The 12,299-nt window shown below is 56.4% G+C and carries 11 protein-coding genes and 1 tRNA gene; 8 read left to right on the forward strand and 4 right to left on the reverse strand.

What is annotated here, in order from left to right; all coding sequences use genetic code 11:
* The first annotated feature begins 60 nt into the window (after positions 1-60).
* From AC07U5_RS15495 to AC07U5_RS15510, 4 genes are all read left to right on the forward strand, one after another.
* Complete coding sequence (locus tag AC07U5_RS15495; RefSeq protein ID WP_062427762.1) at positions 61-447, forward strand: TIGR02300 family protein; 387 nt, start codon at positions 61-63, stop codon at positions 445-447.
* A 152-nt stretch (positions 448-599) separates the two neighbouring features.
* Positions 600-675: transfer RNA gene (locus AC07U5_RS15500), tRNA-Ala, on the forward strand.
* Positions 676-814: 139 nt separating this feature from the next.
* Positions 815-943, forward strand: a complete 129-nt coding sequence (locus AC07U5_RS15505) for a hypothetical protein (protein WP_272865816.1) — start codon at positions 815-817, stop codon at positions 941-943.
* A gap of 250 nt (positions 944-1,193) precedes the next feature.
* Positions 1,194-2,975, forward strand: a complete 1,782-nt coding sequence (locus AC07U5_RS15510; protein ID WP_494723538.1) for a DUF4365 domain-containing protein — start codon at positions 1,194-1,196, stop codon at positions 2,973-2,975.
* A gap of 56 nt (positions 2,976-3,031) precedes the next feature.
* Here the strand turns inward: AC07U5_RS15510 and AC07U5_RS15515 are convergent, their stop codons facing one another.
* Positions 3,032-3,538 carry a MarR family winged helix-turn-helix transcriptional regulator gene (locus AC07U5_RS15515; protein ID WP_494723539.1) on the reverse strand — a complete coding sequence of 169 codons (507 nt, stop codon included), beginning with the start codon at positions 3,536-3,538 and terminating at the stop codon, positions 3,032-3,034.
* Positions 3,539-4,064: 526 nt separating this feature from the next.
* Between AC07U5_RS15515 and AC07U5_RS15520 the strand changes: the two genes are divergently transcribed.
* The 4 genes from AC07U5_RS15520 to AC07U5_RS15535 all read left to right on the forward strand — a co-directional run bounded on the left by AC07U5_RS15520 (position 4,065) and on the right by AC07U5_RS15535 (position 7,669).
* Positions 4,065-4,850, forward strand: a complete 786-nt coding sequence (locus AC07U5_RS15520) for a cyclase family protein (RefSeq protein ID WP_494723540.1) — start codon at positions 4,065-4,067, stop codon at positions 4,848-4,850.
* Positions 4,851-4,944: 94 nt separating this feature from the next.
* A complete protein-coding gene (locus AC07U5_RS15525; RefSeq protein ID WP_494723541.1) occupies positions 4,945-6,534 on the forward strand; it encodes a phytoene desaturase family protein in 1,590 nt (529 codons plus the stop codon).
* Positions 6,535-6,551: 17 nt separating this feature from the next.
* Complete coding sequence (locus AC07U5_RS15530; protein WP_062445126.1) at positions 6,552-7,058, forward strand: MarR family winged helix-turn-helix transcriptional regulator; 507 nt, start codon at positions 6,552-6,554, stop codon at positions 7,056-7,058.
* Between the two features lie 122 nt (positions 7,059-7,180).
* Positions 7,181-7,669 carry a cupin gene (locus tag AC07U5_RS15535; protein ID WP_494723542.1) on the forward strand — a complete coding sequence of 163 codons (489 nt, stop codon included), beginning with the start codon at positions 7,181-7,183 and terminating at the stop codon, positions 7,667-7,669.
* Positions 7,670-7,736: 67 nt separating this feature from the next.
* On the opposite strand, the gene AC07U5_RS15540 is transcribed toward AC07U5_RS15535, so the two are convergent.
* The 3 genes from AC07U5_RS15540 to AC07U5_RS15550 all read right to left on the reverse strand — a co-directional run bounded on the left by AC07U5_RS15540 (position 7,737) and on the right by AC07U5_RS15550 (position 12,217).
* Complete coding sequence (locus AC07U5_RS15540; RefSeq protein WP_494723543.1) at positions 7,737-9,170, reverse strand: NAD(P)(+) transhydrogenase (Re/Si-specific) subunit beta; 1,434 nt, start codon at positions 9,168-9,170, stop codon at positions 7,737-7,739.
* A 19-nt stretch (positions 9,171-9,189) separates the two neighbouring features.
* Positions 9,190-10,761, reverse strand: coding sequence for a Re/Si-specific NAD(P)(+) transhydrogenase subunit alpha (locus tag AC07U5_RS15545; RefSeq protein ID WP_111850819.1), 1,572 nt, complete (start codon positions 10,759-10,761; stop codon positions 9,190-9,192).
* A gap of 142 nt (positions 10,762-10,903) precedes the next feature.
* The gene (locus AC07U5_RS15550; RefSeq protein ID WP_111850818.1) at positions 10,904-12,217 is read right to left on the reverse strand and encodes an MFS transporter; all 1,314 of its coding nucleotides are present in this window, start codon (positions 12,215-12,217) and stop codon (positions 10,904-10,906) included.
* Positions 12,218-12,299 lie beyond the last annotated feature (82 nt).

Genomic DNA, 12,299 nt, shown 5'->3' on the forward strand with positions numbered 1-12,299 from the left:
GTCTACTGCCGAATTCACGGCGTTAAGACCGAACTCATTCAAAAATTCGAGGCTTTGACAGTGGCAAAAGCGGAACTTGGAACCAAGCGCACCGACCCCGATACCGGCAAGAAATTCTACGACCTGAACCGCGACCCGGTTGTCTCTCCTTACACGGGCAAGTCCTGGCCGCTTTCCTTCTTCGAGGAAACGACGGCTCAGGCCAAGATGGAACAGGCCGAGGAAGAGGACGTACAGGAAGTCGATACCGAAAGCACGGACGTCGAACTCGTTTCGCTGGAAGACGCCGATGGCGACAATACCAACGACGAAGTTCCTGATGATATCGGCGATGACGATGTCGAACTGGACGATGACGACGACACCTTCCTCGAAGCCGATGAAGATGACGACGATGACGACGTCTCCGGCATCATCGGTGTCGGCGGCGACGACGAAGAGTCCTGATTTTCCAAAGTTTTTTCGCCCGGCCACAAAAAAATGTTGCCGGGCGAACTTTTCGGCTTGCCATCTTCATTCATGAGAAGTATCAAGCCGCCACCGAACGGAAACAACCGCTTCGGTTCCCGGAACCGGATCAAAGATACCGGAACCCTTATGGGGCTATAGCTCAGCTGGGAGAGCGCTTGCATGGCATGCAAGAGGTCAGCGGTTCGATCCCGCTTAGCTCCACCAAATTTTCCAGCGACTGATCAAAATCTCACCAATCGCAAGTTTCGGATTGATCGCTGCTTCCATCGGAAACGTGTGGTCGATTTTCCTTGCTATTCCGCTGCAAAGAGCGGCTATCTCTTCTTTTAAAGAGGAGAATCGAATGGCCAAGGGTCAAGTTAGAGGCAACAAGGAAATCCGCAAACCTAAGAAGGACAAGGCACCACCGCCTGCTGCTCCTACTCTGGGTGCGAAAACTGTCGAGGCCAGCAAGCAGAAGAAGCCCCAGTAGCGATGCACCTTACCCACGGGCTAAGGGTGTCTTCAAGCTTTTGCGACGTTCGTTGGTTAATGCTACCACCGAGTAGAGGTAAATGCTTCGATGTCCTGAATGTCCATAGCTTGCCAGCTATACAGGTTATTTTAAGGAGTAAATCTTTCTAGAGCGATCGATGCGTCGGACTCTCACTGGTCTTGAGTGATTGAAGGCCTGTTGAAACACGATCGTCTCATAATCCGGGCTCACCTGAGGAATATCACCGGTGCCGCAACGCTCTCGCACCCATGAATTAGAAGATGAATCGATCGATAAATTTAAGGCCAGGATCCCGAAAAGATGGGTGTGCCGAGAAAAAGACCGTGATTACGGCATAGATCTGGAAGTCGAGATATTCGACGAAGATCGAAATGCCACAGGGCTTCTATTCTATGTTCAACTTAAAGCAACTGACGACAAAAGTAAGGAGCGAAAAGTTGCAATCCAAGTGGATCGGCTGCGCTATCTAGCATCGTTTGATATCCCGTCGATAGTTGCGCGGTACTGCTCATACACAGAGAATATTTTTTGGATATGGAATTTCAGGGCCCTAGATCAAGCAAACCTCAATAGTAAAACAGTAAATATTATTTTTTCAGATGAGTGGTCGGAATCTACGGTCGTCGAAATAGAAAATGTACTACGCAAGTTTCGCCGTCTTAAAAACATCGACAGGAATGAAAAATTTCCAATTTCTTTGGACTACGAAGTTCCCTTTCATCAGAGGATAGTCGTGGAGACGGCATTAGTTCCTATCCTCTCGTCTATATCATTTCTTAAGACAACAACCTCTAAAACTACTGAATTAGAACTAACTATTTCGTTCAGTGGGCGAGAGATAAAAATTTCGCTCGATCCGATTGGTTTCTTGGTCATACCGATTCAGAAATATCAAATCCCTGAGGTTTCTGGACTGCTCATGTTAGGCTTAACCGCCGTCATGATGAGAATGGGTTTCGACGGGCGCGCTGCTGTGATTGCCAAGTTGTGCCTGTCGGCGGACGATCTTTCACACGCCCCTAAAGAACTGTCTCTCGTTGCGGCGACAGCGCTAAGTTCTTCTCCCGCTGAGGCAGTCGAACTCGCTATCAAGGCAGGGCTCCATAAGCAACAAGACGGTTTCTACGGAACGTTTGTAGCTCAGATAACAACGGCCGGCGGAAATAAGCGCTCATCTCTGCAAGCAATGGAGCGCTTCTACGAAGTCTCTGCTAGCTTTCAAGAAGGAGAATGCCGCGGCACCACGCTCTACTCACTCGCTAACAATGCCGTTAATCTTGACAAATACGCCAAGGCAGTTGCTGCTTTCAACTCCGCGAAAAAGTTTCGCCCGCAATATAACTCAAGTGCATACTTCTTTCGAGAACTGGGAGGAGCACTTTTTCTTGGAAGAAAGTTTCGATGCGCGGCCTCCGCCTATTCCTCATCTTTAGAACTGGAATATGAAGACGCTACAGCATTTTGCTACGCAGACTCGCTTCTATTCGCAAATGCGTTTAACGCCTCTGCAGAAGTCATGCAGACGCTTTGCACTAGTGACAGTTCACCGTTTGCAAGTGAAGCGCGCCTAAAAACTATGCTTGCGAATTGGTTGGCTAGTAGCGTAGGCATCCGATCGGCAGTGGATGTAGCAGCACTAAGCAAGTTTGCAAGGGATATGCACGATAACAACGACAATTTAAGTTGTTATAGAGCTTTACTAATGGCCGCGTTTGCTGAGAGAAACGCCGCGGACTTATGGTCTTATGCAATTCAATTCAGTATTTTTTCCCACTCGAAGGCTGAAACTCTAGACGTTATGATTTGCGCAGACTTGAGGTGTGGAATTGAGGCTTATTCTTTACTCAGGGATAGGGTATCTTCAATTGGATTTTCTGACGATGAACTAATTGAGATTGACGATATTGCAGCGGAAGCAAGAGCATATAATGCCTCTATGAGGCCTAAACCTTTCAAAGTGAGATTGATTGATGGCGACAAAATTATAGTCTTATCCGAACCTGGTTAAACCGTCGCCTAGGTCAGAAAACCACCGCGAGTAACCTGATACCGTGTGGATAAATTTCACTCCTCGTCCCCATCATCCCCCGAAAGATGATTGCGCGTTGACTGCTTCACTTGCCCGACATGTGTAATCAGTCCGGAAATCACGATAGGATCCACGTCAGCCATCATATCCTTCAGCCAGCCGTCATGCGCCTTTGCCATGGCGTCGAAGGTTGTGCGGCCCTTGTCGGTGAGGTGGGCGACGATGACGCGGCGGTCGTCGGGGAGGCGTTCTCGGATGACGAGGCCGTCTGATTCCAGCCGCTCCACCAGACCGGTGATATTGCCGTTGGTGACCATTGTGCGCTTGGAGAGTTCGCCGAGCCGCAGGCCGTCGTTTTCGCGGTAGAGCTGCGAGAGAAGATCGAACTGCGGCAGCGTGGCGCCGAATTCGCGGCGCAGGCGGCGGCGGATTTCCTGGGAAATGAGTTTTGTCGTAGACAGCAGGCGCAGCCACAGGCGCAGTTCCTGTTTCTTGCCATCCTGCGTATCGCTGATGATCGCTTCCAGATCGATAGCCGACATAACCCATCCCTTGTCCTGAAGTGTGCCGCGGTCTCTCATACAGAAACCAGGCCCTTCAAGTTTCTTGTTCTAACGCATGTCCTGACGGCAAAACCTTTGCCTGCTTTTTACGAGACATGCTCTTATCGGTAGTCTAGAACACCATTCGTGCTGCGGGGTCAACATTCTCAAAGCTTCAAGCAATGTTTCGGCAGCGGCGGACGGGCGATTGCGAGACCTGGGGTTCTCAAGCTGGCATGCCTCCGTGGTGCGGTCCGCGTCCGATATATGCATGTACAGATTTGGCAAAATCTTGAGAGCAGTGCGGTTCGGCTGGGAGTCATCTCAGGCGGTGGCTATGTCCTTCACCTCGCTGATTTTAGGGTGCCATCACGGCCCTTCAAACCTCTCCCGAAAAACAATTTAAGCTTAAACAAAATTCTTGCATATCCATATTTTTGGTCATAGGTTTTTCCCATTATCGCATCTGCTTCTTTCAGCAGCGCTGACGAAGCAGGAACAGACGGTTCAAAAAAGGGGAACTTGAATGACCGATGCTTCGATGATTGCAAGGCTTGCCAGCGGGTTGCTTTCCGGCAAGGTGAAGGTGGTGGATCTGACCGCGCCGCTTGGGCCGGACACGCCGGTTCTTTACCTGCCGCCGCAGTTCGGCAAGAACACCCCCAATGTCAAAGTCCACACCATTTCCGCCTATGATCAGGACGGCCCGTTCTGGGCGTGGAACTGGCTGGAGCTTGGGGAACATACCGGCACCCATTTCGATGCGCCGTGCCATTGGATTACCGGCAAGGACAATGCCGAAAACACGACCGACACCATTCCCCCGCAGAACTTCGTCGCGCCGGTCAATGTCATCGACCGCTCAAAGGAAGCGGCTGAAAACCCGGATTACCTGCTGACTGTCGAGAGCATTCAGGAATGGGAAGCCGAGCACGGCGCGATCGAACCCGGCACCTGGGTGTTGCTGCGCACCGACTGGTACAAGCGCAACAGCTCGACGGAGACCTTCCTCAATGCCGATGAGAACGGTCCGCATTCCCCCGGCCCAACAGCGGAAGCCATCGAATATCTTCTCTCCAAGGGCATCATCGGCTGGGGCCAGGAAACCATCGGCACGGATGCAGGCTCCGCAGGCGGCATGAACCCGCCCTTCCCTGCCCACAACCTCATGCACAAGGCAAACAAATACGGTCTTGCCAGCCTCTGCCATCTCGATCAGTTGCCGCCAAAGGGCGCGATCCTGATTGCGGCTCCGCTGAAGCTGGTCAAGGGAACGGGCTCGCCCGTGCGTGCGCTGGCGCTCGTTGCCTAAGCCAGCCTGTCACAGTCTTATCTATCGATCGGAGACGTGGTTCACGCCTCCGCATCACCATGAAGATGCTGCCTTCGCCCCTCTGGAGTTTCCCATGGCTGATCCTGATTACATCATCGTCGGAAGCGGCATCAATGCGCTGGTGGCTGCGGCTCTCTTGGGCAAGAAGGGCAAGCGCGTCCTGCTGCTTGAGAGAAACGAACGCATCGGCGGCTGCCTGCGCACCGAAGAGATAACCCTTCCAGGCTTTCGCCACGATGTCATGGCAACGACCATAGTTCTGTTTTTGACCTCACCTGCCTTTGCCGCTCTCGGCAAGGATCTGGAGGCGAGAGGGCTGGAATTCTGCCACACATCGACGCCAACCGGCGTTCTACGGCCGGATGGCACGCATGCCATTCTCTCCATGGATCGTGCCCGCAACATTGCCCATTTCGATGGCATCTCCGAGGGGGACGGCAAGGCCTTCGACCGGGAGATGGGTCGTTTCGCAGGCAATGCCGGCTTCGTCTTCGGCCTGCTTGGCGGCAATCTCTGGTCCACGGCGACAGCCAAGCTACTGGGTCGCGAGGTCTGGAAACGGGGTTTGAAGGGACTCACCGCATTCTTCGGGGAAGCCTTGGCGCCCGCGCGTGGCTATCTGGAAACAACCTATCGCTCCGAAGAACTGCGCGGGCTTTTTGCGCCCTGGGCGCTGCATTGCGGCCTCGGGCCGGAGAGCGCCTATTCTGCAGAAATGATCCGCGTCATCGGCTTTGCCATCGAGGCGGCGGGTTGCCCAATCGTCAAAGGTGGGGCCGACAATCTGCTCGCAGCTTTCGAGCGGCTGATCACCGATCAGGGCGGCAGCATCATGCGCAACGCCGATGTTGAGCGGGTCGACGTCGATGGGTCCGGCAAGGCCGTCGGCGTCACGCTCGCCGATGGAAAGCAATTGCGCGCAGCCCAAGGCGTCATCGCATCGGTCACGCCACACCAGCTTTACGAGCGCCTGCTCAGCGCCTCATCAGCCACCCTTCCCCAGCCCGTTCAGGAAGGACTTGCCAGCTATCGATACGGCAAGGGCAACATGCAGATCCATTATGCACTGAAGGCAGCCCCGCGTTGGCGCGCCGGGGAAGAGCTGAGCAAGGTGGCGCTACTACACCTGACCCCTGGTCTCGATGGCGTTTCCCGATCCGCCAATGAAGCCGAACGCGGTCTTCTTCCGGCAGAACCGACGGTCTGCGTCGGCCAGCCGACCGCCCTCGATCCCAGCCGCTCGCCGGATGGCGCCGCCATTCTCTGGCTGCAGGTGCCGGATACGCCGCGTCATATCAAGGGCGATGCGGCTAATGAGCTTGCCTGCCCGTCGGACGGACGCTGGACGGAAGCACTGCGGGAAGCCTTTGCCGATCGCATAGAGGCGATGCTGCGCGCACAGATCGAGAATTTCGACGAGATCGTTCTGAAGCGTCGAGCCTACGCGCCGACGGACCTGGAGGCGATGAACATGAACCTCGTCGGCGGCGATCCTTACGGCGGTTTCTGCGGGCTCGACCAATTCTTTCTCTGGCGTCCGTTCAAAAGCTCGGTTAACCACAAGACCCATGTTGCGGGGCTCTACCATATCGGGGCGTCCACGCATCCAGGCCCGGGTCTTGCAGGCGGCTCCGGTTTCCTGCTTGCCTCGTCTTTGCGCTGATAAAGGGATGAAAGCACATGGATAACGGCTTTTCCGTCGAATTCCTCGGAAATCCCGACGACCAGACCAAACGCATTCCCAGCCTCGGCGAGATCGGGCTCAACAATTTTGCGCCCTACATCATGAACCGCATCATGGCGCGGTGGAATGCAAACCTTGCCGAAGACATGAAGGCGCGCGACGTCACCACCGTGAAGATGCGCGCCCTTGCCGTTCTCAACGTCTCCTCGTCGCTCACCATCAACGAGCTTTCCGTCTTCGCCGTCACCGAGCAATCGACCATGAGCCGAACGCTGGATTCGCTTGAGGAACAGGGCCTCGTGCGCCGCGTGCCGCGCGCGGACGACATGCGGGTGCGCGATGTGACAATCACCGATGAGGGCCGCGCTGTATTCGAAGATGTCTGGCCGATCATGTACAATGACATGTGCCGGATGTTCAAAGACATCGACGACGAGGAATATCGCGCTTTCGTGACGACCTTGCACAAGATCCTGCGCAATATCCGTCGTCACGATATATGAAGCTTTCTCCGAAGAATTTTGGGTCGGGATTGATCACGCTTTCACCCTCTGGCTTTCTGGACTGAACCCTCAGCCGCGCCCGGTGTTTAATCGACACCGCAAACATGGTTGAGGATGAGCAGATGAAGATAGAACACTTTACCCTGACACCTGGCGACTGGGTTCCCAATCATCCCACTTTGCCAGTTCTGGTCTATAGCCAGATCCGGGCCGATATGGACTCATCGGCCTTCGAGGACATGTTCCACGACAATGGCTGGACCGGCATCTGGCGAAACGGTGTCTTCGCCTACCATCACTATCACAGCGGTGCGCACGAGGTCCTCGGCGTTGGACGCGGTGAGGCGAAGCTGCAGATCGGTGGACCGGATGGAAAGATACTGGATGTGAGGCAAGGCGACTGCCTGCTTCTGCCTGCGGGAACGGGGCATAAGCGCCTGGAAAGCTCGAACGATTTTCAGGTGGTCGGTGCTTACCCTCCGGGGCAGGAGGCAGACATTCAGCGCAACGCGCCGAGTGAGAAGATGCTGGCGCGGATAAAATCTCTTCCTATTCCCGAAACCGATCCGGTGCTGAAAACATCCGGCGGCTTGGTCGAACTCTGGCGTTAGGCGATAACAACGAGCACAGGTGGCGAGGCCTCTGTCTCGAATGACGAGGCCTCACCGTTTTTTTACATCATGAAAGCAAAGGCACCAGCGCGCTGACGCTCTGCTTGGCGTCGCCATAGAACATGCGGGTGTTCTCCTTGAAGAACAGCGGGTTCTCGATACCGGAATAGCCGGTTCCCTGGCCGCGCTTGGAGACGAAGACCTGTTTTGCCTTCCACACTTCGAGCACCGGCATGCCTGCGATCGGGGAGTTTGGATCCTCCTGCGCCGCCGGATTGACGATGTCGTTGGAGCCGATGACGATGACGACGTCGGTGTTCGGGAAATCGTCGTTGATCTCGTCCATTTCCAGGACGATATCGTAAGGCACCTTGGCTTCTGCCAGAAGCACGTTCATGTGGCCCGGCAGACGGCCTGCAACGGGATGAATGGCAAAACGCACGGTCTTGCCGGCTGCGCGCAGCTTGCGCGTCAGTTCCGACACCGCGGCCTGCGCCTGCGCCACCGCCATGCCGTAGCCCGGCACGATGACGACGCTGTCGGCTTCGTTGAGAGCTGCAGCAACGCCTTCGGCATCGATCGCCACCTGTTCGCCGCTGATTTCCATTGCCGGACCGCTTGTGCCGCCGAAGCCGCCGAGGATAACGGAAATGAAGGAGCGGTTCATCGCCTTGCACATGATGTAGGACAGGATCGCACCCGAAGAGCCCACCAGCGCGCCGGTGACGATCAGAAGATCGTTGCCAAGCGTAAAGCCGATCGCCGCCGCCGCCCAGCCGGAATAGCTGTTGAGCATCGAGACCACGACCGGCATATCGGCGCCGCCGATTCCCATGATCAAATGATAACCGATGAAGAAGGCCAGCAGTGTCATCAGCACCAGCGTCCATGCACCCGCGCCGTTGCAATACAGGATGAGCAGAAGAATGGAGAGCGCCGCAGCCCCCGCATTGAGGAGGTGCCCGCCCGGGAGCTTCTTTGCCTTGCCATCGACCTTGCCGGCCAGCTTGCCGAAGGCAACCACCGAGCCGGTGAAGGTGACGGCACCGATGAAGACGCCGAGGAACACCTCGACCTTCATGATCGCCAGTTCCACCGGTGTCTTGTGCGCCAGAAGTGCGGCAAACCCGGTCAGCGCCGAGCGCGACGCCTCATCGAGAGAAGCGACATGCGCTTCTTCGATATGGGCGTTGAAGCCGATGAAGACCGCTGCCAGACCGACGAAGGAATGGAGTGCGGCAACGAGCTGCGGCATTTCCGTCATCTGCACGCGGCTTGCCACGAAGTGACCGAGAACCGCCCCGCCTGCCAGCATCACCAGCACGATGAACCAGTTGCCGATATCCGGCCCGAAAACCGTAGCGATGATCGCGAGTGCCATGCCGGTGATGCCGTACCAGACGGCGCGTTTGGCGCTTTCCTGGCCGGAGAGACCGCCGAGCGAAAGGATGAAAAGAACCGCAGCGGCAACGTAGGCCGCCGAAACAATACCAAGTGTCATGATTATCCCCTCACCCGGCTCAAGACTTCTGGAACATGGCAAGCATGCGCCGTGTCACGAGGAAGCCACCCACGATATTGATCGTCGCAATCAGCACCGAGAGCGCCGCCAGAATGACGACGAGCCAGTTGCTCGAACCGACCTGCAGCAACGCCCCCAGGATGACGATGCCCGATACGGCATTCGTCACCGCCATCAACGGCGTATGAAGAGAATGGCTGACATTCCAGATGACCTGGAAGCCGATGAAGCATGCCAGAACGAAGACGATGAAGTGGCTCATGAAGCTTGCAGGCGCATAAACGCCGACGAGAAGAAGCAGTGCCGTGCCCACAGCCAGAAGAGCGACCTGATTTCTGGTCTGGGTCTTGAACAGCGTGATTTCCTGAGCCCGCTTTTCCGCAGGCGTCAGCTCCTTGGCTTTCTCCTTCGGCTTCTGCGCGGCAATGGCCTTGATCTTCGGCGGCGGCGGCGGATAGGTAATCTCACCCTCATAGGCAACCGTTGCACCACGGATGACATCGTCTTCCATGTTGTGCACGACCTGCCCATCCTTGCCCGGCGTCAAATCGGCCATCATGTGGCGGATATTGGTGGCATAGAGCGTGGAGGCCTGGGCCGCCATGCGGCTTGGAAAATCCGTATAGCCGATGACGATCACACCGTTGTCCGAAACGATGCGTTGATCGGGAACGGTCAGATCGCAGTTCCCGCCGCGTTCCGCAGCAAGATCAACGATGACGGAGCCGGGCTTCATTGCCGCGACCATATCGGCGAGCCAAAGCTTTGGCGCATCGCGACCCGGGATCAGCGCCGTGGTGATGACGATGTCGATCTGCGGCGCAAGCTCGCGGAATTTGGCCAGTTGCTTCTCGCGGAATTCAGGCGATGACGGAGCGGCATAACCGCCGGTCGCAGCACCATCCTGCTGCTCGGCGAAATCGAGATAGACGAATTCAGCGCCCATGGACTCGATCTGCTCCGCCACTTCCGGGCGGACGTCGAAGGCATAGGTAATCGCGCCAAGCGACGTGGCGGTGCCGATCGCAGCAAGACCCGCAACACCTGCGCCGATGATCAGAACTTTGGCTGGCGGCACCTTGCCCGCCGCCGTCACCTGACCGGTGAAAAAGCGGCCGAAATTGTTGCCCGCCTCGATGACAGCACGGTAGCCGGCGATGTTTGCCATGGAAGACAGGGCATCCATCTTCTGGGCGCGCGAAATGCGCGGCACCATGTCCATGGCGATGACGGCGGCACCCTTGTCCTTTGCCTGTTGCAGAAGCGTCTGGTTCTGTGCCGGGTAAAAGAAGGAAATCAACGTCTTGTCCGGCGAAAGCCGATCGATCTCGGAGGCTTCCGGCGGGCGAACCTTGGCGATGATATCGGAACCCGAGTAAAGCGCATCGGCGCTCTCCACCACTGTCACGCCCGCTGCTCGATAAGCCTCGTCGGAGAAACCGGCAGATTTGCCAGCTCCGGTTTCGATGAGGCATTCGTAGCCCAGTTTCTGCAAGGCCTGAGCGCTATCCGGCGTCATCGCGACGCGCGCTTCGCTCTCATATATTTCTCTCGGTGCACCTAGTCTCAAAAGTCCCTCCCTTAAACCCGAAACACTGCAATGACGTCGTCTCATATCGACCCGGGCATCGGCCCGAAAATCGACGTCGATTTTTGGACAGCCCAATGCACAGGCTCAAAATGGAGAGCGGCCTTTGTGCGTCCTAACGGACTTAAGACGCTCTCGTCGATGACGGTATTAACACAGTCGCGAGTGCCGCCAAGGCCGCTACAGCCGCAAATATGTAAAAGTTCCATTCAGGCGCAAGATTTGTGCTGGCGATGAAGCCACCTAGCAACGGGCCTGTCAGCGCGCCGATACGGGAGAAGCTCAGCGCAAAACCCGTGCCCGCCGAACGGATTGTGGGATCAAGCCGCTGCGCCAAAAATCCGGTAAGAATGAGGGACGCAGACACCGTGCCGAAACCGGCTATGGCGACGAAGACGTAGTTCAGGAGAATAGAACTCTTGAAGGTGAGTGCGGCGATGCCGATGGCACCGACCAGATAGGAGAGCGCGACTGTGCGCTTGATCCCGAACCTGTCGGCCCATGTGCCGAGCACGATACCACCAATGGCCGAGGACAGGCTGAAGACCGCGAGGAAAAGCAGGCTATCGCCCAAATCGTAGCCGTTCTTGCGCATGATCTGCGGCAGCCACTGCGCCAGGCCATAGACGAGAAGAAGCCCGAGAAACAGACCGACCCAGAAGCATATCGTCTCAAAGGCCTTGTCGCGGGCAAAGATGGTTTTCAAAACAGCCGACCAGCCCGGGCCTTTCGGGTTTTTTTGAACGGTCTTCGGAACGGCGATACCCATGCGCCTTGCCGTTTCAGCAGCCTCTTTTTGCTTGCCGCGCAAGACGAGACTTTCAACGGATTCAGGCAGCAGGAAATAGAAGACCGGCACCACGAGAAGCGGTGCTGCACCGAAGAGAACGATCACCCGCCATCCATAGTCTGCGAGAAAACCCCGGCTGAAAAGCGCCGCCGCCAGAATGCCGAGCGAGTAACCGGAATACATCAGGCCATAATTGAAGCTCTTGCGGCTTTTGGGCGAGTACTCCACCGTGAGCGCCGCAGCAACGGGAATGATGCCGCCAAGGCCGAGACCGGCGACGAAGCGACTGACCGCAAACCAGAATGGTGTCGGCGCCAGTGAGGTCGCGATCATGCAGGCGGCAAACAGGCTGAGGCAGCCCATGAAGAGCGGCTTGCGGCCATAAAGTTCGCTCAGCGTGCCAACGACGATGCCGCCGATCAGCATGCCGATCACGGTATAGCTTCCCATAGCGCCCAGTTCGAGCGGCGTCAGTTTCCAGACTGGATCGGTCGCAAGGGCAGGAAGAATGGCGCCGAGAACGCCAACGTCGTAGCCTTCCGCGAAGATAGCGAACCAGCAAAGCGCCACCACTAGCAGGCTCTTACGCGATGAGATTTCTGCAGGCGTCGCTGCAGCGTGAGACGGTCGTCCGATGGACTGTGTCATGACAAAGTTCCCCCTTGTGCACGAGACCAGGCCCCGCGCATTCGACACGAATTGAAATGGTGAAATGGGGACGGTCGCCCTT

The organism is Agrobacterium sp. GW821-FHT02D03, assembly GCF_059421725.1.